This window comes from Nostoc sp. C052 (assembly GCF_013393905.1).
GTDB lineage: Bacteria > Cyanobacteriota > Cyanobacteriia > Cyanobacteriales > Nostocaceae > Nostoc.
Genome location: NZ_CP040272.1, coordinates 7,069,850 through 7,092,449 on the forward strand (window position 1 = coordinate 7,069,850; position 22,600 = coordinate 7,092,449).

Annotated in this window: 12 protein-coding genes; 3 read left to right on the top strand and 9 right to left on the bottom strand. The window is 42.2% G+C overall.

Going from position 1 to position 22,600, the window contains the following annotated elements:
- Positions 1 to 83 precede the first annotated feature (83 nt).
- On the bottom strand, positions 84 to 710 hold the full coding sequence (locus FD723_RS29290; RefSeq protein WP_179068489.1) for a DUF642 domain-containing protein: 627 nt from the start codon (positions 708 to 710) through the stop codon (positions 84 to 86).
- 65 nt (positions 711 to 775) lie between these two features.
- Positions 776 to 1,633: a molybdate ABC transporter substrate-binding protein gene (gene modA, locus FD723_RS29295; protein WP_256874960.1), complete on the bottom strand. Its 858-nt coding sequence runs from the start codon at positions 1,631 to 1,633 to the stop codon at positions 776 to 778.
- A gap of 813 nt (positions 1,634 to 2,446) precedes the next feature.
- Here modA and FD723_RS29300 point away from each other — a divergent pair.
- Positions 2,447 to 2,848, top strand: coding sequence for a fasciclin domain-containing protein (locus tag FD723_RS29300; RefSeq protein WP_179068490.1), 402 nt, complete (start codon positions 2,447 to 2,449; stop codon positions 2,846 to 2,848).
- Between the two features lie 197 nt (positions 2,849 to 3,045).
- Here the strand turns inward: FD723_RS29300 and sfsA are convergent, their stop codons facing one another.
- Both sfsA and FD723_RS29310 read right to left on the bottom strand, forming a co-directional pair.
- Positions 3,046 to 3,771, bottom strand: coding sequence for a DNA/RNA nuclease SfsA (sfsA, locus tag FD723_RS29305; protein ID WP_179068491.1), 726 nt, complete (start codon positions 3,769 to 3,771; stop codon positions 3,046 to 3,048).
- A 363-nt stretch (positions 3,772 to 4,134) separates the two neighbouring features.
- Entirely contained in the window at positions 4,135 to 5,283 is a 1,149-nt protein-coding gene (locus tag FD723_RS29310) for an alanine--glyoxylate aminotransferase family protein (RefSeq protein WP_179068492.1), read from the bottom strand.
- 544 nt (positions 5,284 to 5,827) lie between these two features.
- Here FD723_RS29310 and FD723_RS43165 point away from each other — a divergent pair.
- A complete protein-coding gene (locus FD723_RS43165) occupies positions 5,828 to 11,848 on the top strand; it encodes a putative Ig domain-containing protein (protein ID WP_256874961.1) in 6,021 nt (2,006 codons plus the stop codon).
- A gap of 191 nt (positions 11,849 to 12,039) precedes the next feature.
- Here FD723_RS43165 and FD723_RS43170 read toward each other — a convergent pair whose 3' ends face one another.
- Positions 12,040 to 12,225 carry a hypothetical protein gene (locus tag FD723_RS43170; RefSeq protein ID WP_256875242.1) on the bottom strand — a complete coding sequence of 62 codons (186 nt, stop codon included), beginning with the start codon at positions 12,223 to 12,225 and terminating at the stop codon, positions 12,040 to 12,042.
- Between FD723_RS43170 and FD723_RS29350 the strand changes: the two genes are divergently transcribed.
- Positions 12,224 to 12,736, top strand: a complete 513-nt coding sequence (locus tag FD723_RS29350; protein WP_256875232.1) for a DUF1345 domain-containing protein — start codon at positions 12,224 to 12,226, stop codon at positions 12,734 to 12,736. The genes FD723_RS43170 and FD723_RS29350 overlap by 2 nt on opposite strands.
- 42 nt (positions 12,737 to 12,778) lie before the next feature.
- Here the strand turns inward: FD723_RS29350 and FD723_RS29355 are convergent, their stop codons facing one another.
- The 4 genes from FD723_RS29355 to FD723_RS29370 form a co-directional block, all read right to left on the bottom strand.
- Positions 12,779 to 14,077 carry a sensor histidine kinase gene (locus tag FD723_RS29355; protein WP_179068494.1) on the bottom strand — a complete coding sequence of 433 codons (1,299 nt, stop codon included), beginning with the start codon at positions 14,075 to 14,077 and terminating at the stop codon, positions 12,779 to 12,781.
- Entirely contained in the window at positions 14,074 to 16,833 is a 2,760-nt protein-coding gene (locus FD723_RS29360; RefSeq protein WP_179068495.1) for a hybrid sensor histidine kinase/response regulator, read from the bottom strand. The genes FD723_RS29355 and FD723_RS29360 overlap by 4 nt, the downstream gene beginning before the upstream one ends.
- Before the next feature lie 105 nt (positions 16,834 to 16,938).
- Positions 16,939 to 17,106: a hypothetical protein gene (locus FD723_RS29365; RefSeq protein ID WP_179068496.1), complete on the bottom strand. Its 168-nt coding sequence runs from the start codon at positions 17,104 to 17,106 to the stop codon at positions 16,939 to 16,941.
- 270 nt (positions 17,107 to 17,376) lie between these two features.
- A complete protein-coding gene (locus FD723_RS29370; protein WP_179068497.1) occupies positions 17,377 to 22,428 on the bottom strand; it encodes a PAS domain S-box protein in 5,052 nt (1,683 codons plus the stop codon).
- Positions 22,429 to 22,600: the final 172 nt, after the last annotated feature.

Sequence of the window (22,600 nt, forward strand, 5' to 3'; positions counted from 1 at the left end):
TTGTAGTAAGCACTTTAGGTCTTATAAAATAAAAGACTAAAGTTCTTACTACGAATTAAACTTGACAGACTTCTACATCAGGTTTAATCATCCCCATCATTGATTACATCATCCCCATAGTTTGCTCCTTGATGTTCAGGTGTAGCTTTCACACTCACATCATCCAAATATAAAAATCCATACTTAGCTATAGAACCAAACTTGATTTCCGTGGATGTTGCTTTTGCTTTAAAATCTAAAGTGTATTGCGTGTAGGGTTGGTAAGGAGTATCCTTTTTCACAGAAACCTTTTTTCCACCGATAAAAACCTTAAATTTATTCTTCAGGTTAGGTGCTTCCTCTATGGATGCAAAATAGTAGGTAAGTTGGTAGTTTTGACCAGGAATTGTAGGGATAGTCTGTGATATGTAGCTAATACCTGAAAATGAACCAAGCGATAAACCTTGATTACCAGTGTGAGGAAAGTTGCTAATCGTAACACCTGATATATCTATCGGCTCACCGGATTTAATCCATCCTGTAAGATTTGAATTCACAATGTTGGGATCATTAGGATCTGCGAGAGGATCGGTTTCAAATCCCCCGTTGATAATCAGTTCTTGTCCTTCTGCTTGTGCCGCCGACTTATAAGTATTGGTAATTACGGCAGTATAAAGGAAGGCAGTGGTTAAACTGCAAACAATAATTGAGAGTTTTTTAGTGAACTTCACAAGACATGACTCCAAATAGTTCAAAATTCACGGCAACGACTACTTAATTGATTTACTTTGGGTAATTAAGGCGCAAGAAACCCATAATTATTTCTGAAGATATTCTGGGCAGTAGTACCAGTTAAGTAGGTAGAAAAACTTTGTGCTGTTGTTAAAACTGTAGTTCTGGTGAGTATACCCAGTGGATAGACAATCGGATCGCTCTCTGTTGTTAAGGCAGTTTCTACTACTCTTACCTTGTTAGAAATGGCAGCATCAGTCTTGTAAACGGCACCTGCATCGATAGTTTTATTTACACCTCCAATCGTGACAGAAGCTTTATTTTCAACAGCAGTTAAAACGTTACGCACATTGCTAGCAAGGTATAACTTAGGGGTAAGAGTTGTGAAAATACCTCGGCTAGTAAGAACTTGTTTGGTATAATTTCCTGCTGGCACGACTGGAGGATTACCTGTGTAGTCACCTATGGCAACACCACTAATATTGGCATTAGTCAAACCATTGAAGCTAGTAAGAGCAGCACTACCAGCACTAACAGGAGGTGTTGTAGGAGCAATCAAAACTAGACGATTTCTGACAATGTTCTTACGGCTACCTGCAACCAATTTACTAGGGGTTGAATTCTGCAATACATCCATTTGGTCGGTAGCAGCAGAAATGAAAATATCTGCTGGCGCTCCTGCTTGTATTTGACTAAGTAAGGTACCAGAAGCACCAAATGTATAAACAATATTGACGCTTGGGTTAGCAGTTTGGTATTGAGTTTTAATGGCATTCAGGGCGTTTGTTAAGCTGACAGCCGCATATACGTTAAGTGTGGTTACGGAGCTTGCTGGTGATAAGTTGACAAACTGAAAGCCTATTACCAGCATCAGGCTGGTAAATGCCGTAGCAATCCAAGCAATAAATCTTCTTCTGTTCATGAAAGTTATAATTGGGGGAAAATATTACCTAAAAGTCTGATTTTTGCCATACCTGACTGACGCACAGGTATGTGAAAAACCAGCCACAGAGATAGCAGAGGATATGGATGAATGGGAGTTAGAGAGGGGTTTAGCGTAAGTTCTACGCATCATAAATTCTTGGAAACAAACGGCCAATTACAATTGCTAAAAGCATTAGCAGTATAATGAGCGGTTTATTATTTCCAAGTAGAATTACACAAACAGCGAGTGAAATGTATTTAGTGATGAAATAATATCAGCTAAATATACTAGTTACCAACTTTTTTGGTTATGAAACTCTGACAAAAAGCTATGGTAGGTACATATAAATCCTGAAAAAGCCTTGAATTCTTTACATAGCATCGGTTATAGATAACATGACCAGATAGCTTACAAATATCTAAAAATTCTCATTTATACCAACAAAATACTTTTAACTATTGTTTTGTCTAACTTTTTTGGTAAAAAAAGTGCTGCTTTGATAGCTAGTAAGCTAATTGGCATTCAAATTGCATAATCAGGGCGCTCATGTTGCCCACCCCACAAGATATCGAGAAAATTTTGAGATGTAAATTTAGATGTGTTTTAGCTTAAGCAGCGATCGCACCCAGAAGTACTTATAACTAAATCAGTACATACAATGCACACATAATTCTTTTTTTGTATAAAAATATATATAAACTTTTATAATATCAATAAAAAAATTGATTTAACATACGCCTAATGATAGATAGATTTTATTAAAAAAACAGTTTAGATTTGTAACAAGTTACACAGAACTAGGTAAAACACATGGCCAACATAATTGACACTGCCACTAACAATGGTTCTTTCAAGACACTGATTGCAGCAATCGAAGCGGCTGGTTTGGAAGATACACTCAAAGGCGCTGGCCCATTTACCGTCTTTGCACCTACTGATGCAGCATTTAATAAGCTTCCAGCAGGTACAGTAGACGCATTACTGAAAGATATTCCTAAGCTCAAGAAAATCTTGACCTATCATGTTGTTTCAGGCAAAGTACTGGCTGCTGATGTAGCTAAATTGAAGACAGCTAAAACAGTTGAAGGTTCAGATGTCAAAATTGATGCTTCCAATGGCGTTAAAATCAATGATGCAAAAGTTGCAACAGCAGATGTTGCTGCTGATAACGGTGTCATCCACGTAATTGACACAGTTTTGATTCCTGCATAAGCAAGCGTCTGAATAGCGAATGCTGTTTCTGGGGCGGCGACTACCTATAGTCGTTTCTTAATTATAGTCTGGTTGGATGTTTTTTAGTAAATACCAACTACCAATAAATCCATCTAGACAGTATCTAGATGGATTTATTGTTTCATGCATCTAGAGACGTTGCAATTGCTAGTTTCTTTTATCCTTATTAGATATAATCAAATTTTTAGTTTTGCCAAACCCAAGTAACGGATACCTTCGGGGGAAATATCAAAACGGCAAGGTAATACTTCTAAACCGAGAGCGATCGCATCCCGCAATAATTTACCATATATAGGATCTGTGCGATCGCCAGGGGAGAACTCGATACAATCACCGCGATTGATAAAGTAAAGCATCACTGCGCGAGTTAAAGGTAGTAGCGCCATTAGTTCTCGCAAGTGCTTTTGCCCTCTTGTAGTCTCCGTGTCAGGAAATAGGGCTAATCTCCCTTCAGAAAAAGTTGTATTTTTTACTTCTAAATAAATCGGGCGTTCTTCATCACTCCCCGTCAAGAAAAAATCGACTCGACTTTTTTTGTCTAGTCCATAAACTACCTCGCCCTTAATTTGACTATAGTCGCCCAATTCTGGGAAAAGGTGTTTCGCCAAAGCTAGCTTTACCACCCGATTGGGCAAAAATGTATTTATACCTACCCAAGTCGGCTCGTTGTCATGTACTTGAATGAGTTCTAAAGTGTAAGCCAATTTGCGGTTAAGATTATCACTTTTGGAAAGCTGTACCGCACTTTGGGGAGTCGATACTCCAGTCATTGGGCCTGTATTGGGACAGTGTGCAGTCACTATCTCGCCAGAAGTAAGTTGAACATCTGCAAAAAACCGTTTGTAACGCTTGAGTAAAATACCAGGATACAAAGGTGGGTACTTGTAAAGCCAATCTATCATTATAGAACCTTGTTGCTACTGGTAAATATATATAGCAATCCTGAATCATTCCTAAAAACAAGATCCCTGACTTGGATATGTAGTTGGCTGTGCAGCCAATGACAATGCGATTGTTTTGACTAACAATGCGATTGTTTTGACTAACAATGCGATTGTTTTGACTAACAATGCGATTGTTTTGACTAACAATGCGATTGTTTCGACTAACAATGCGATTGTTTTGACTAACAATGCGATTGTTTTGGCTGACGTTTGATTCTCAACCAATGTTAGCGTGGTTAGCGCGATGCCTACGAGGGGCTACGCCTACGCTCTTTTTTTCGGTGCGTTATCTTACCTTTAACGCACCTGATGACGCAAAAGCTACTTAGGTAAAACTTGCCGTAGCGCTGCTAAAAGTTGGTCAACACTTTCTTTACGACTATTAAAGCCCATCAATCCGACACGCCAAACAAGACCCGCGAGTTCGCCAAGACCACCGCCAATTTCAATATTATGTTCATTGAGTAACTGTCGTGCGATCGCTTTACCATCTACTCCGGCGGGAATGCGGACAGTGGTCAACGTTGGTAGTCTATATTCTTGCTCAACATGCAAACTCAGTCCTAAATTTTCCAACCCTTCCCAGAGATACTCTACGTTCTTTTGATGCCGCTGCCAAGAATTTGCTAACCCCTCTTCTGCCAGCAAGCGTAATGCTTCCCGCAAGGCATAGTATAAATTAATCGGTGCTGTGTGGTGATAGGTGCGTTCAGTACCCCAATACTTGCCCAGTAACGACATATCTAAATACCAGTTTGCAACCTTTGTTTGGCGCTGTTGCAATTTCTCAACTGCACGCGCACTCATCGTAAAGGGAGAAGCACCTGGCGGGCAACCCAACCCTTTTTGACTGCAACTATAGGCTAAATCAACTCCCCAAGCATCCAAAAACAAGGGGACACCACCCAAACTTGTCACCGTATCCACCAGCAACAAAGTACCAAATTCACGACACAAATCAGCTACCCCTTCCAACGGTTGACGTGCGCCGGTGGAAGTTTCAGCATGAACTAGAGCTAAGATAGCTGGACGATGAGTTTTTAGGGCAGTTTGCAGTTCATCAAGGCTGAAGACTTGTCCCCAAGGTTTGGTAATGGTTCGCACATCAGCACCATAACGTCCAGCCATATCTACAAGGCGATTACCGAAATAACCAGTTACACCAATTAAAACCACATCACCTGGTTCTACAGCATTGGCGATGGTTGCTTCCATTGCAGCTGTTCCCGTACCGCTAACTGCAATGGTGAGTGAATTTTCTGTTTGCCATACATAGCGTAGCAACGACTGAATTTCATCCATAAGTGCGAGAAAAGCTGGGTCAAGATGCCCAACAGGTGAAGTATTCATCGCTTGGAGAACTGTGGGATGGGCATTGGATGGCCCAGGCCCTAACAGTAAACGGGATGGGATTTCTAGCGGTGTGAGTTGCAAGCGCCCAGAGTCGTTAATTGAAATTGTTTGCGTCATAATCTGTCTTCGCCTAGACGATACTTACAGAATCATATAGGAATCCGATTCCTGAACTTACTTGTATAGGGAGAGGGAAAAGGGAATATAGGAATCAAATCGGATTTCTAAAAAAATCTAAGTATATGTCGTGGCATGGCAAGCAAAAAAATAGTGCAATAGACGTAGGTTGGCTGGAGCGAAGCGCAACCCAACAGATATCAGGATGTTGGCTTTGGCAAAGCCTCCAACGCCACTTGCTACAACGCTCTTAACCCGCGCAACGCAGTGGCTACATTTTTTTGCAACATTTTAGCCTTGACACGCCACTACAGTACCTAATTTTGTTCAAAAATCAAATAGTAATCCTATAGATGTGTACTGAGTTTTTTTCAAAGATTTCAGGTACTTTCTATGCCCGAAACTTCTCAATCATCCTCAATGAAATTAGTGTATTTACTGAGGGAAAGGGTTTATTTTATTCCTAGATTGAATGTAACTACCATGAATTACCTGCAAAAATTTTCATTTCTGCTCAATATCAGGGACTCACTATTAGACAACTATGAGAAAGCACACTGCTGTAAACAAAATATCTATAAATATTACTACTAACCCAAGCATCGACTTATATCCTACTCGCCTAGTTTTTATTGACCCACAGGTTGATGACTATCAAAGCCTAGTAATGGGTGTATTACCAGATACCTCTGTTATCGTTTTGGATGCTAACCAAGATGGCATTGAGCAAATTAGTCAAGTGCTGGAGTCTCATCAGGGAATTAATAGCCTGCATATTGTTTCCCACGGCGCACCTGGGTGCATTTATTTAGGTAACAGTCAACTCAACAACCAAACACTCAATCATTACGCAGTACAACTGATGGGTTGGGCAAATGCTTTGAGTGAAGATGCAGAACTACTGCTGTATGGTTGCAAAGTAGCTCAAACAGATTCGGGTGTGTTGTTCATCAGATGTTTGAGCGAATTGACAGGTGCAATAGTAGCTGCCTCTGATGACTTGACAGGAAATGCTGCATTAGGCGGTGACTGGGAACTGGAGGTTTCTACAGCGGCTATTATTCCTGATTTGGCGTTTAGGCAAGAAGTAATAACAGCCTACACTTCAGTTCTATCTGTAGTTCTCGATGCCAGCTTTGATAGTGATGGCAAGGTTACTACTGACTTGGGTGGTGCCGATATTGGTAGAAGCATCGTCGTACAAGATGATGGCAAGATTCTAGTAGCGGGAGTGAGTAGTAATAACTTTGCTGTAGTACGTTACAACAGCAATGGTAGTCTCGACACCAGCTTTGGTATTACTGGCAAGGTCACTACTGATATTGGTAATAAGACGAGCGATACCAGCTACAGCATTGCCCTACAACCTGATGGCAAGATTCTAGTAGCGGGAGTGAGTGGTAATAACTTTGCTGTGGTACGTTACAACAGCAATGGCAGTCTTGATGCCAGCTTTGATAGTGATGGCAAGGTCACTACTGACTTGGGCAATACTGATGTAGCCTACAGCATTGCCCTGCAAGGTGATGGCAAGATTATCCTGGCAGGAAAGCGCGGTAATGACTTTGCTGTGGTGCGTTACAACAGCAATGGTAGTCTCGACAACAGCTTTGGTAGTGCTGGCAAAGTTATTACTGATTTGGGAAGTACTGACATAGCCTACAGCGTTACTCTACAAGATGATGGCAATATTATTGTGGGAGGAGTTAGTAATAATAACTTTGCCCTAGTGCGTTATGACAGCGAAGGTACTCTCGACACCAGCTTTGGTAGTGCTGGCAAAGTTATTACTGATTTGGGAAGTACTGACATAGCCTATAGCGTTACTCATCAAGATGATGGCAAGATTATCCTGGCGGGAAAGCGCGGTAATGACTTTGCCTTAACACGTTACAACAGCGATGGCAGTCTCGACACCAGCTTTGGTGGTGCTGGCAAAGTTATTACTAATATTGGTAGTAATACTACTGATACCGCCTACAGCGTTAGCGTGCAAGCCAATGGCAAAATTATTGTGGCGGGTTCGAGTAGTGGTAACTTTGCTTTAGTACGTTACAACAGCGATGGTACTCTTGACAGTGATTTCAACACTAATGGCATCATCACCACTGATATCGGCACAAAAACTGCTGATAATGCCTATGCTCTCACCCAACACGATGGTACGATAATAGTCGCGGGGGTCAGCGCCAATAACTTTGCTGTGGCACGGTACAGGGTTAATCAAAATCCAGTGCTAGTCAACGAAATCGCAGACAAAGAGACTCCAGAAGACATAAATTTCAACTTCACAATCTCAGATAGTTTCCAAGATCCAGATCCAGGAGACATCCTCACTTACACTGCCACTCTCGAAAACGGTGGCTCTCTACCGAGTTGGTTAAGCTTCAATGCTGCGACTCAAACCTTCAGTGGCACTCCCTTAAATGAAAACGTCGGTAGCCTAAATATTAAAGTTACCGCCACAGATACTTATCTTGCTCAAGCCAGTGATGTCTTTACACTGACAGTTGCTAACGTCAACGATGCGCCAGAAGTAGCAAATGCCATCACTGCTCAACAAGCAACAGAAGACACAGTTTTCAATTTCACAATTCCAGCAAACACCTTCATTGATGTCGATGCTGGTGATAGTCTTACCTACACTGCCACTCTCGAAAACGATGACTCTTTACCCAGTTGGTTGAGTTTTAATGCGAATACCAAAACCTTCAGTGGTACTCCCTTAAATGAAAACGTCGGTAGTTTAAATATTAAAGTTACCGCCAAGGATATTGCCCAAGCTCAAGCAAGTAATATTTTTATACTGACAGTTGCTAACACAAACGATGCGCCAGAAGTGGCGAATGCCATCACTGCTCAACAAGCAACAGAAGACACAGTTTTTAATTTCACAATCCCAGCCAACATCTTCATTGATGTCGATGCTGGTGACATTCTCACCTACACTGCAACCTTAGAAAACGGCAACCTCCTTCCAAGTTGGTTAAGCTTTAATGCGAATACCAAAACCTTCAGTGGTACTCCCTTAAATGAAAATGTCGGTAGCTTAAATATTAAAGTTACTGCCAAGGATATTGCTCAAGCTCAAGCAAGTAATATCTTTACACTCACAGTTGCTAACACAAACGATGCGCCAGAAGTGGCGAATGCCATCACTGCTCAACAAGCAACAGAAGACACAGTTTTTAATTTCACAATCCCAGCCAATACCTTCATTGATGTCGATGCTGGTGATAGTCTTACCTACACTGCCACTCTCGAAAACGATGACTCTTTACCCAGTTGGTTGAGTTTTAATGCGAATACCAAAACCTTCAGTGGTACTCCCTTAAATGAAAATGTCGGTAGCTTAAATATTAAAGTTACCGCCAAGGATATTGCTCAAGCTCAAGCAAGTAATATCTTTACACTCACAGTTGCTAACACAAACGATGCGCCAGAAGTGGCAAATGCCATCACTGCTCAACAAGCAACAGAAGACACAGTTTTTAATTTCACAATCCCAGCCAATACCTTCATTGATGTCGATGCTGGTGATAGTCTTACCTACACTGCCACTCTCGAAAACGGTGATTCTTTACCGATTTGGTTGAGTTTTAATGCGAATACCAAAACCTTCAGTGGTACTCCCTTAAATGAAAATGTCGGTAGCTTAAATATTAAAGTTACCGTCAAGGATATTTCCCAAGCTCAAGTCAGTAATATCTTTACACTGACAGTTGCTAACACCAACGATGCACCAGAAGTAGCAAATGCCATTACTGCTCAACAAGCAACAGAAGACACAGTTTTCAATTTTACAATCCCAGCAAACACCTTCATTGATGTCGATGCTGGTGACATTCTCACCTACACTGCCACGTTGGAAAACGATGAATCTCTACCGAGTTGGTTAAGCTTTAATGCTGCGACTAAAACCTTCAGTGGCACTCCCTTAAACGAAAATGTCGGTAGCTTAAACATCAAAGTTACCGCCAAGGATATTACCCAAGCTCAAGTCAGTAATATCTTTACACTGACAGTTGCTAACACCAACGATGCACCAGAAGTAGCAAATGCCATCACTGCTCAACAAGCAACAGAAGACACAGTTTTCAATTTTACAATCCCAGCAAATACCTTCATTGATGTCGATGCTGGTGATAGTCTTACCTACACTGCTACTCTTGAAAATGATGAATCTCTACCGAGTTGGTTAAGTTTTGATGCTAATACCAAAACATTCAGTGGTACTCCCTTAAATGAAAACGTCGGTAGCTTAAATATTAAAGTTACCGTCAAGGATATTGCCCAAGCTCAAGTCAGTGATGTCTTTACACTGACAGTTGCTAACACCAACGATGCACCAGAAGTAGCAAATGCCATTACTGCTCAACAAGCAACAGAAGACACAGTTTTCAATTTTACAATCCCAGCAAATACCTTCATTGATGTCGATGCTGGTGATAGTCTTACCTACACTGCTACTCTTGAAAATGATGAATCTCTACCGAGTTGGTTAAGTTTTGATGCTAATACCAAAACATTCAGTGGTACTCCCTTAAATGAAAACGTCGGTAGCTTAAATATTAAAGTTACCGTCAAGGATATTGCCCAAGCTCAAGTCAGTGATGTCTTTACACTGACAGTTGCTAACACCAACGATGCACCAGAGGTGGCGAATCAAATCGCAGATCCAGAAGCAAGAGAAGGCACAGCTTTCAATTTCACTATCCCTGAAGACACATTCATTGATGTTGATGCTGGCGACACTCTCACCTATACTGCCACTCTCGAAAACGGTGAATCTCTACCAAGTTGGTTGAGTTTTGATGCTGATACTAAGACTTTCAGTGGCACTCCCTTAAATGAGAATGTGGGTAGCTTAAATATTAAAGTTACTGCCACAGATATTGCTTTTGCCGAAGCGAGCGATGTTTTTAGACTGACAGTTGCTAACGCCAACAATTCGCCAGTCCTAGTGAATGAAATCGTAGATCAAGAAGCAACAGAAGACACGGTTTTCAATTTCACTATCCCTGAAGAAACCTTCATTGATGACGATGCTGGAGACACTCTCACCTACACTGCTACTCTTGAAAATGGTAACTCTCTACCGAGTTGGTTGAGTTTTAATGCTGATACTAAAACCTTCAGTGGCACTCCCTTAAATGCAGATGTGAATAACCTCAACATCAAAGTTACAGCTAGGGATATTTTTGGGGTTGAAGTCAGTGATGACTTTGCACTCACTGTTAAGAACGTCAATGATGCACCAGAGGTTGATTTGGCGATCGCAGATCAAAAAGCCATAGCAGAAACTACCTTTAACTTTACCATCCCTGAAAACACCTTTAGCGATGTGGATTTTGAAGATACCCTAACCTACACTGCTACCTTAGACAATGGCGATCCGCTACCAAGTTGGTTAAGCTTCAATGCTAATAAGCTTACCTTCAGCGGCATTCCTACGAATAATAATGTGGGTAACTTGAACATCAAAGTTACCGCCATAGATTCGGCTTTTGCTGAAGTTAGTGATATATTTGCACTCACCGTTGCTCAGAAGACTACTTCTAGCATTGAACCAACCAGCCTACTCACAAGAATTACAGGCGATATCTTTAATATTAAAAGTCAAGGTAGCGGTAAAAAAGCCAAACTTTCCGTCAAGATTAAAAGCAACAGCTTTCAAGAAGTCAATGAACTAGGTGTATTTTTCGTTGATGATGCCGCAGGTACTATTGACGGCGTAGCTCCTGGTGCAGCAAATTATACTGAGTTAGCTCTGCAACGAGCAACGGTACTTTTCTCATCTCTTGCCAAACTGCCCAATGGTTTTAATCCTACTGATCTGACAAGGCTACTAGAATTAAACTCTGAAAGTAATCTGAGATTTTATTTAATACGTAACAGCACTACTCAGGCAGTACTATCTGGGCAAACCTCATTTTCTCAGGTGCTTTTTTCATCAGACACCAATGTAGACAATGGAGGATTCTCTCTCAACTTCCAGAACTTGGTTGTCAAGATTGAAGCAACAGACCAAGATCCACCTTTGGGTACCAGTCTGCAAGGAAAATATGAAGCTGAACTGATTGACTTACGGAATGTGACACAATTAGTGAAAGCCGAATTTATGGTTCATAGAGAAGCAACTTTTAACAACTTTGTTGGCTTTTATCAGGTAACTGATGAGAATGGTGGCATTGATACCAATGGCGATGGTACAGCAGATGTACTTGTTGGACAGGCGGGTTATACTCAAGCAGCTATTAGTAACCGTGTTGCTGGTATTGATTTAAGTGTCGCTAACCAAGGTACAGGAACTTTTACAGGTGCTTTCCAACCTGGTGCTATTTTCGTACCATTTATCATTGTCAATGCTGGCCCTGATGCAATTCTCGATCGCAATCCCAATAACGATCCGGCAGTTTACTTCTCTTTCTTGGGCGCTAACACTGACAAAGCAGATCATATTCGCCTGTTAAGCAATAATGTTTTTGGCTTTGAGGATTTGGCAAATGGCGGCGATCGCGATTACAACGATTTGATTGTCCGAGTTAATTTGAGTATTGCCTAGATAGATGTATAGCCTGTAACTTTGATTGAGCAATGAATACAGGCTTTATTTTTGGAAAAAATCTAGTTAGATAGAGCGATGTCTACGACGGGCTACGCCTACGCATAATAGAAACGATTAGAGCCAAGTTCAAATAATTCGTAGCTGTAGATATAATGATTTGGTGTTGGTATTTCACCGAAAATTACGAATTAGTTAAACTCTGCGATCGCCATATTTGTGAGACTTAATTTATTTAAAAACTTTGATTCCCGGCCCCGACTAATTATTGCTGTCGGACTTGCTGTATTAGTTTCAGTAATCCTTCCCCAGTGGCTACACTTACCCACTCGTATTCTCTGCGCTTGGAACTCCGGTGTTGACTTTTTCTTAGGCATAACTTGGTGGAAAATGACCAAGGCGAACCCGGAAAAAATTCGCCGTTATGCTGAGAGTGAATATGAAGGACATTTGGCTATATTCATGCTGGTGATTGCTGCGGCTTGTGCCAGTGTTTTAGCCATTGGTTTTTTACTAACTGATAAAAAAGGGTTGTCAACAATTTTACTTACCCTACATGTCGTACTTTCAATTATGACCATTGTCGGTTCTTGGCTACTTGTGCATACGATGTTTGCAGTGCAATATGCACATAGCTATTACAAATATGTAAATCGTAATCATAGTGAAGAAATCACCGGAGGTTTAGATTTTCCTAATAATGATTATCCAGACTACTGGGAATTTTTATATTATTCTTTTGTAATTGGTATGACTAGCCAAGTTTCAGATGTGGAGACGCGATCGCGCGAGATGAGGCGCTTGACTCTGTTACACAGTATATTATCCTTCTTTTTCAATACTACAATTTTAGCGATGAGTATTAACATCATTGCATCGTTGATTTAAAAATTAGCTTGACTTTTTTAATTAAAAATTAAAAGTTAAAAGTTAAGAAGAAGAATAAACACAAATTGGCAGGCGGATGTAGAACTCGCTGCCTTGACCTAACTCAGACTGCACCTCTAAACTGCCACCATGCTTATCAACGACGATTTGATGGGCGATCGCCAGTCCTAATCCGGTTCCTTTGCCGACTTCTTTAGTGGTGAACAAGTGATCAAAAACTCTGACTTTGACTGCCTCAGGTATTCCAGTGCCATTATCCTGAATCTGGATTAATACCTGGTTTTCCAAAACTTCTGTATGGATAATTATTTTTTGAGGATTGGCTTTAAGTTCGTCAAAGGATTTTTCTTGCGCTATTTCATCGAAGGCATCGATCGCGTTAGCCAAGATATTCATAAACACCTGATTCAACTGCCCTGCATAGCATTCTACAGGTGGTAAATCGCCGTAGTCGGTAATTACTTGAATCTCTGGTCGCAGTTCATTAGCTTTGAGGCGGTGTTTGAGAATCAAAATTGTGCTGTCAATGCCATCGTGAAGATTATAAGCGACGGGGCGATCGGTGTCAGCACGAGAAAAGGTTCTGAGACTACTGCTAATGTCTTGGATTCGCCTCACTCCTTCGCACATCGAGCCGATGAGCTTCGGCAAGTCTTCGCGGATGTAATCGAGATCAATGGTTTTAATTTCGTTTTGAATCGTAGCACTGGGCTGTGGATATTCCTGTTGATAAAGGTCAACTAATCCAAAGAGATCGTTGATATAGTCTAGAGCAGGCTCGATGTTGCCGCTCAGGAACCCGATAGGATTATTAATTTCATGGGCGACTCCTGCGACTAAGTTGCCCAAGGCGGATAGTTTTTCGCGTTGCACGAGTTGGATTTGGGAGTTCTTAAGTTCTACCAATGTCTGAGAAAGTTGGGTTGTGCGCTCGACTACTTGCTGTTCTAAGTTACGGCTCAACCGATATAGCTTGGTTTGAGTTTTGACTCGTGCAAGGACTTCTTGCTCAGAAAAGGGTTTGGTGATGTAGTCTACGGCTCCCAATTCGAGAGCGCGGATTTTGTTCGCAGTGTCCGAGAGTGCAGTCATAAAAATAATGGGGATATGGGAGGTGGCGGGGTTGCTTTTGAGGCGTTGGCAGGTTTCAAAGCCGTCAATTCCCGGCATCATCACATCCAATAAGATTAAATCGAGTTCGTCGTTGAGCTGTGCTTGTTCGATCGCACTGAGTCCATCCAGAGCGATCGCTACTTCAAAGCCAGCATCTTCTAAAGTGCTAGAAATGATTTCCAAATTGGTGGGCATATCATCCACAATCAAGATCAAGCCATTACTCATGAACTTGCTCCTACCTCTAAATAGGCTTGGATTAACTGGTCAATCTGCTTTGGCTGGAATTTTTGAGCCAGTTTGATAATCTGTTGCGTAAAGGGCTGGTAGATGCGATCGCGTTGCTCTAGCTGTTCTGCCATTTCGATGAGTTTTTTCAACCGCCCTTGTTGCAGCAGTTTGAGGAGTTTTTGCAAGTCTTCTAGCGGCGGCACGCAATCGGCGGTCAATTGGGTATCAGCCGCGATCTCCGCAGTTTCTTGATTAGTTGGGATTTCATATTGCCAAACCAAATCTAAAAACTTTTCCAATGTCGCGAATAACTCATCAGCATGGACGGGTTTGGGTAAGAAATCATTCCCGCCTGCATTGATGCTCATTTGCTGATCGATTTCTGCCACGGATGCGGAAGAGACAATTACCTTGTGATGCTGTAAATCTGCTGATTTGCGGAGTTGTTTCAACATCTCGAAGCCATCCATGACTGGCATGGCAAGATCGGTAATGATCAAATCAGGGTGGTGCTGTCGGGCTTGAACCAACCCCTCTTTACCATTTTCCGCTTCCAGCAAGTTGAAACCCAATGGCTCCAGTAGGTTCACAATCACCGACCGATTTTCCCAGCGATCGTCGATGACTAAAATACTGCGTTTTTCCCCTTTGTAGCCAATGATTTGCTTGCCGGAGCCATGAGCGCTTTGTTTCACCCAATCGGTGGCGATCGCTAATGCCACTTCAAAGAAGAACTCACTCCCCACGCCCAGTTCACTCTGAAGCTGAATTTTCCCACCCATGAGTTGGATGATGTTTTGGCTGATTGCTAGCCCTAAACCAGTGCCTTCTGACTGGCGCTTTTGATCCCCGACTTGTTCAAAAGGTTGGAAGAGTTGGTCTACTTGATCGGCGGCGATGCCAACTCCAGTATCGAGAATTTGAAATTTGATCCGAGAGATGGAAACATCTGCATTTGTCTCCAGCACCTCAACTTTGAGTGTGACACAACCCTCGTCAGTGAATTTAATTGCGTTGCCTATAAGGTTGAGCAAAACTTGGCGCAGACGTTTTTCGTCAGCCTCAATACCTGCGGGAAAGTTATCATCGGGCTGATAAAGGAAGTCAATGCCTTTTTGGTCAGCCCGGACGCGACAAATTTCTACAACTCCTTGCAGGAATGAGGGAAAGTGGATGGCTTTGGGGACGAGTTCGAGTTTGCGGGCTTCAATTTTGGACAAATCTAAAATATCGTTGATCAGTGTCAGAAGATGAGAGCCGCACTGATAAATAATATTTACCCCATGACGTTCTTTATCGGGTAGAGATTTGGAGCGATTTAGAATTTGAGCATAGCCAAGAATGCCATTAAGCGGTGTACGTAGCTCATGGCTCATGTTGGCCAGAAATTCACTCTTGGCATGGTTTGCACTGTCGGCTACTTCTTTCGCCTGCTTAAGTTCAACCGTGCGTTCGGCAACGCGATCTTCAAGTTCGGTGAAGGAGGTTTTGAGTTGGCTGGCCATTTGATTAAACGATCGCGCCAATGCTTCTAGTTCATTAATGCCTTTCACTTCTACGGTGCGATCAAGGTTCCCAGTGGCGATCGCTTCACTCGCTTGTTGCAATTTCAGAATTGGATCGGTAATCCAGCGCGAGGTATAGATACCCGACATGGTTGCCAAACCCAACGCACCCAAGCAGAGCAAAATCGTGTTGCGTGTATTGGCATCAATTTGAGCCATAAAGTCTGATTCCGGCACGACAACTACGCTCAACCAGTCAATGCCTCGTCCGTCTCTAATTGCTGAAACTTGCACAAACTGGCGTCCACTTGGCAGCTTGAAATCAATCTGTTGACTCTGTTGAATTGCATTGAAGCTACTAAATCGATCGAGAATAGCTTGTGCAGTGGCTCGAATTACGGGGCTTTCAGACTTGACAGCCGGAATTTGTTGTAAAGTCTTCTCTTTCAGGTTGATGATATAGGGTTCTTGAAGCTTTGAACTCGCAATCAGGTTGCCTGAGCGATCAATGATAAAGGTTTGTCCAGTCTGACCCACCTTTAGCTTATTCAGAAAATCATGAATTTTACTAATCCGAAAAATATTATTTTGAACTCCCAAGAACACGCCATTGTTGTTGTATATGGGTTGGGCTAAAGCAATGGAAGCGGTTTTCACAGAGTTGCCCAAAAACGGCTTTGTCCAGGTTGGTTTTCCGACTTCCTGGGCAGTTTTATACCAAGGTCGAGGTCGGGGGTCAAATTTTGCGATAGTTTCTATCAACGCAGTCCTTTGACCTTTATCATCAAGTTGATAGATTTGGCGCTGAGGTAGATTATCTTTTTGCCCAACGAAAGCCAAGATACCTTTATTCGGCGTATCCTCTACTTGGATACTTGTGCCGTCAGCCATTGCAATTTGCATGAATTCGACTATATCTTGGCTGACTAACCGCCAAAAAGACCGTTCCAGTTTGGTGACATCGGTTACATCAAGCTGTCCCTCTTGAACGGCTGCAACGATCACTTGTCCAGTCACATAAGGTCTTTCCAAATATTCCAGGACTTGCAAATCGAGGCGATCGCTCATCTCTTGACGTAACTGACCGGAAACATTATTAACTGCTTTCTGCCCATTCCGCAAGGAAATATATCCCGTTAGCCCAACAGCAGCAAAGATTTGTAGGACAAAAGGAACAATCAAGAGCGATCGCAATGGCAAACGCTGAATCAAGCTACGAGCGATGATTTTTTTTGAGAAGGAAGACATGACGGCTGATTCCTATGAACTGGCAATGCCAACGTGTATTGCCGCCCTTATCATTCCCCAATCAATCACAACATCAACAAATCTCAATCTAAGTATGTTACTAAATTAACTTGCATGTTCCCAATCACTGAGTAATTCATACTGTTGTGATATTTTCTGGTATTTGCGGAATGGTACTTTAGGACTACCAATATTCATACCAGGAAAAGACTGTTTTTTAGTCTTAGTGGGTCTATTTTCTGGTGTCGTTGAACTGATCTGTTGGGTTTTCATTGGTAAATAAATTTCTGGTTAAAACCTGAGCACTAATTTATAACATCAATTGTCAAACGGCAAATTTATGAAGAGAGATAAATCAATTCACAATTCAGTCTCGTTGCCTCATTCCCAGTTTCCGACTGGGAATGCCCGTCGTTGAGGCTCCGCCTCCCTTACTGGCGTTTTGAGTTGCATTTCCAGCCTGAGGCTAGAAACGAGGTTTTAAAGGGGTTTCAGCTTAAATTGACACCAGTGACAAGATGCCCATGCCACAAGTTGATTTGGTTAGTTGTCCCCAATGAGATTAACGATCGCTGTAGCTAAATCTACCGGATCAACTGGCTTAGGTAGGTGTTTTTGAAATCCGGCGGCCATTGCTTGGTTATAATTAATTTCTCCAGCATAAGCTGTCAATGCGATCGCGGGAATTTGTCCGCCTTGATCTGGTGGTAATTTTCTCACCTCGCGCAGCAACATATAGCCATCCATTAAGGGCATTCCAATATCGCTTAACAAAATATCTGGCGATGATTGCACTAATGTTTGCAATGCTTCATCTGCTGATTCAACTGCTGTTACCGTCGCGCCATATTGTTCCAGCACAAAGCTAAAAAACTCTCGCACATCAGCTTGATCGTCCACAAGCAGTATTTGCACTCCCGCAAGTAATGTGTCGTCATTACTGAGTTCTGGTTGAGAAGGCTCACTACTACTGACTCGCAACTCAGAATTTTTCAGCAAAGGTAGGCTGACTGTAAAGGTAGCCCCAAGTCCATCTCCCAGACTCTCTGCTTGAACTGTCCCACCATGAAGTTCTACTAGATGGCGCACAATGGCCAGTCCTAATCCCAGTCCACCAAAGACTCTGGTTGTTTTAGCATCTGCTTGTCGGAAGTAGTCAAAGACGTAGGGCAAAAATTCCGGGCTGATTCCTTTACCTGTATCAATTACCTGGATTTGGGCATCTAACCCAACTTGTTTGAGATGTACTTCTACAAGTCCGTCTGTGGGGGTAAATTTCACGGCATTGGAAAGGAGATTCCACATCACTTGTTGCAAGCGATCGCTATCACCCAGAACTTTGCCGATATCATTACTTAATACTGTTTGAATTTGAATTGATTTGGCTTCTGCTGCTAAACGCACCGTTTCTAATGCAGCTGTGATCGCTACTTTCAAATCGACTGCATAGAGATTTAAGCTAACTTTACCTTGTAAAATCCGCGAAACATCAAGTAAATCTCCAATCAATTGGGTTTGTAATTTGGCATTCCGCTCGATTGTTTCTAATGCCCGGATTTTAGTGGCTTCGTCAAACTTGCGGGTTCTGAGTAACTTTGCCCATCCTAAAATTGGATTCAAAGGAGTTCGGAGTTCATGGGAAAGGACAGCCAGAAATTCATCCTTAATCCGGTTGGCTGTCTCGGCTTGTGCCCTGGCAGTCTTTTCAGCTTCGTAAAGTTGAGCGCGAGCGATCGCTTGACCACATTGTTGTCCCAGTGTCAACATAAATCCCCGGTCTTCTTCGGTAAATATTTGGACAGTGGTAAAGCTTAATCCCAATGCCCCAATTACTTTGCCTTCTGCAATCAAGGGAATGGAAGCCCAGGCATTATTTCCGGTGAGGGTAACAACATCTGTTAAACTCGGATATCTAGCAATCATGGTTGCTAAATTTTCGACAAAAATTGGTTGCCTAGTTCTAACTGTTTCCGCTATTTGGTTAGGCGCGGTGATGGGAAAACTTGCCCAGGTATCAATGAGTGATTGGGGATAGCCAATTGCTTGCACAACCTTTAAATTACTACCGAGTTGATCAAGTAAGACAACAGAACCACCAGTAGCTTCCAAGGTGGAAATCCCTTGGTTCACCACGACATCAGCCACTTGTTGGGGAGTTAGGGCTTCTGAGAGGGCAGCAGTTATTCTTTGTAAAAGTATGGTGCGATTGACAGACCTTTCAGCGGCCTGTTTTGCCTGTTGAGTTTCTTGGTAGAGTCTAGCATTGTCGATGGCCGTCGCTGCCCGTCGAGCAATATCTTCTGCTAAAGCCAAGTCTGTTTGTTGGTAATACCGGCCTGACTCGGCTGTAAAAAAAGAGATCGATCCAAATAATTGCCCGCGAGAACGAACTGGAATCACCATTAGAGAACGCATACCTAGACTTCGCAGCAATTGCAGATGTTCGTCATCTTCTGATATCTCTACCAAATGAGAGTTTGATAATTCGGGGAAAAAGACAGATATTCCTAGCTGTAGCTGCTGTACAAGCTGTTTGGCTCTGGTTTGGGGTCGATAGCGCAGTCGGATTTCGTCTAAAATATTTAGTTTTGTGGGATCGGCAATTGCGATCGCAATTTGTTTACTTGACCAATCTTCTTGAAAAACATCTACAATACACCAGTCAGCTAAGGTAGGAACTGCCAGATTCGCCACACTTTTTAAGGCAATTTCATAATCTAATGACGCAGCTAGTAAGGTGCTGGCTTCGACTAAAAAGTTTTGGGTGGCTTCAACTCGTTTGCGTTCGCTAATATCTTCAATAATCCCTAATGCATAATTTGGCTGTCCGTTAGCATCCCAAACTGCTGACGAAGTCAGGTTTACCCAAACGATAGAACCATCTTTGCGGATGTAGCGTTTCTCAAGGGAATAACCACTAATTTCCTTTGCTAAAACTCGCCGAGCATTTTCCCAATCAACAGCTAAATCGTCAGGGTGGGTAATTTCTTGGAAGTTCATTTGGATTAACTCTTCATGGCTATACCCAGTAATCTCACAGAGGGCAGGATTCACCTGAATAAATCGTCCATCCAAAGCTACTAAAGTAATACCAACAGCTGCCTGGTCAAACATTGCCCGGAACTTTTCTTCACCTTCTCGCAAAGCAACTTCTGTTTGCTTTGCTGCTGTCACATCTGCCAAAATAATTCCAATTCCTACCGTTTCACCCATTGCGTTGTTGACTGGATAATAATTGCCTAGCCAGTAGCCGTAACGTTCTGGTCGTTCCCTTGTCTCACCGCTGATTTCGACATTCAGTAGGGGTTCTCCAGTTTCTAATACGCGTTGTAACTGTTGCTCAAACTCAGCAGCCATCGCTGGTAACACTTCCTTAAATTTGCGTCCTAGATGTTCTTCGATAGTCAAACCGTTAATGTCAGCAAAAACCTGATTAATTCTGATATATCGCAGTTGGCGATCTAAAAAGCATACGGCAACAGGAGCAGCTGCGAGTAGCGCATCCAAAAGAGATAGAGATTCAGCATAATGGATTAAAGCCTGGTTGATATCTCGATAAAGTCGGGAATTTTCTATTGCTAAGGCTGCACGATGGGTAATCTCTGTTGCTAAAGTTAGGTCAGTGCGATCGTAGCGGCGGTCTGATCGAGTGCTGACAAAGGTGATAGTGCCAAGTATTCGCCCTTGTGTGATTAACGGCACAATCATCACAGACTTCATCCCCAATTGCCGAACAAGTTCTAAGTGTTCCTGATTTTGAGTACTTGTGACTAATAGCGAGTCAGATAACTCTGAGATTAATTCACTTTGTCCAGTTCGCAATACTCTAGTGATCGCACTTGTACCCTTGTAATCTGTTGCATACTCTTGAAGTTTACGCGCCAACTCCGCTTTTGATGGGTCTGCATGGGTAATGGGTAGGCGGCGAATGGAACCATCTTCATTTAAAATGTCTACGCTACACCAATCCGCAAGCTGGGGAACTGAGATTTTGGCAATCTGTTCTAAGGTTTGTTCGTAATCTAGTGAAGTCGAGAGTAAACTACTAACTTGGGCAATATAGCGCAGTCTTTCTTCAGCCTGCTTGCGTTCTGTAATATCGAGAACAAAAAAAGCTCCTCGATCTACAGTCCCTTCAAAATGGCTACCACCTGCCAAAATTGGTAAGCGTGAGCCGTCTTTACGGACATATTCTTTTTGATATGGTGTGCAAAAGAAACTGTCTTGAAATTCAGTTAGTGCTTCCTTATCGAGTGGCAGATATTCTGTAGGAGTCAATTTTTGCCAATTAATTTTTCCAGAAACTAATTCTTCACGGGTATAACCCACCATATTCAGCAAGGCATCGTTAGCATCTGTAATTCTACCGTCTCTATCCCAGAAGCCAATACCAATCATATTGGACTCAACTACGCTACGAAACTTCGCTTCGCTTTCGCGTAATGCTTGCTCAGTTTGTTTGAGTTGAGTAATATCAATTGAACTAATGCCCACTCCCAACAACTGCCCATCTGGCAAACACACCGGACAATAGCTGACAAGACCATAACGATATACCCCAGGCGGATAGGTTTCACCGTTCACTTCTTGGTCAAGTAAGGGCTGTCTAGATTCCATCACTTGCTCAAAAACAGGCTCAATTTGTGCCGCCCATTCCGGTAATACTTCCCTAAAGGTGCGACCAATATGTTGATTTTGCGGTACACCGTTAATAGCAGCCAGGGTTTCATTAGCATAAATGTAACGAAGTTCAGTATCGAGAAAAGCCAGCGCCACAGGTGAACTAGTAAGCCAAGCATTGAGTAACGCCAGAGATTCGTCTTTTTGCTGAATAGCTTGCTGAAGTTCCTGGTGCAACCTGGCTTTTTCTAGTTCTGCTTGCTTGCGTTCAGTAATATTCACACCTGCACAGGTAATACCCTGAATGCGATTATCTACATCCCTTAGCGGTTCAACTAGCAAATCATAATAACGGTCTTCTCCACAAGCTGTCAGATAAACCTCTTCACGGGCTGAAACGCCAGTCTCTATTACCTTCAGCTTAATTGCCCTCAATTGTTCTGCTACTATAGCTGGAAATAATTCATCATCAGACTTACCTAGCATTTCTTCAGCAGTGTCTAGACCTTGAGGATTATGAATCCACTGGTATCGTAAATCACGATCCTGCTGAAAGATTGTGATATCTGAACTACTTAACGCTAATCGAAATCGTTCTTCACTAACTCTCAGCTTTTGGAAATTTTCATCAGCCCGTTTTTTAGCAGTCTTTAATGCCTCACAGATGATACTAAAGAGCAATCCTTGTAATGCAAACAAACCAATTCTCACACAATTTGAGAGGTCAAAACTTAGCTCAAAAACTGGCGGGAGAAAGAAGTAATTGCTCAGTAACGCAGACAAGGAGGTTGCCAATAGCCCTGATTTCAAACCACCATACCAAGCACTCAGCATGACAGCGCTAAAAAATAGCAAAAAAGGAGTTCCACTCATGCTTAACCAGGGGTCTAGCATCAACATTAGCATTAATGCAGATGTGACAATTAATACAGCAATGCTGTAACGCACTAATTGAGAATAATGAATATGGGGCATGAAAAGTTCTTGGAACAACCAATACTTATTGCATAGGCTTTATATACCCTAAGCTAGCTTGCAAGTTTTGGTAACTTATCTACAGATAGATTTTTATTTATTAAAAAAACTTCTTTCGTTAGAGGTTAATTACTCGGTTATATAGTAATAAAAGTGAGAACTTATCATTAAC

Bases quoted from the DNA above. Each gene is read 5' to 3' on its own strand.
- sfsA (WP_179068491.1), bottom strand. From the start codon at position 3,771: ATGATAGATTGGCTTTACAAGTACCCACCTTTGTATCCTGGTATTTTA.
- modA (WP_256874960.1), bottom strand. From the start codon at position 1,633: ATGAACAGAAGAAGATTTATTGCTTGGATTGCTACGGCATTTACCAGC.
- FD723_RS29360 (WP_179068495.1), bottom strand. From the start codon at position 16,833: ATGTCTTCCTTCTCAAAAAAAATCATCGCTCGTAGCTTGATTCAGCGT.
- FD723_RS43165 (WP_256874961.1), top strand. From the start codon at position 5,828: ATGAGAAAGCACACTGCTGTAAACAAAATATCTATAAATATTACTACT.
- FD723_RS29370 (WP_179068497.1), bottom strand. From the start codon at position 22,428: ATGCCCCATATTCATTATTCTCAATTAGTGCGTTACAGCATTGCTGTA.
- FD723_RS29300 (WP_179068490.1), top strand. From the start codon at position 2,447: ATGGCCAACATAATTGACACTGCCACTAACAATGGTTCTTTCAAGACA.
- FD723_RS29365 (WP_179068496.1), bottom strand. From the start codon at position 17,106: ATGAAAACCCAACAGATCAGTTCAACGACACCAGAAAATAGACCCACT.
- FD723_RS29355 (WP_179068494.1), bottom strand. From the start codon at position 14,077: ATGAGTAATGGCTTGATCTTGATTGTGGATGATATGCCCACCAATTTG.
- FD723_RS43170 (WP_256875242.1), bottom strand. From the start codon at position 12,225: ATGCCTAAGAAAAAGTCAACACCGGAGTTCCAAGCGCAGAGAATACGA.
- FD723_RS29310 (WP_179068492.1), bottom strand. From the start codon at position 5,283: ATGACGCAAACAATTTCAATTAACGACTCTGGGCGCTTGCAACTCACA.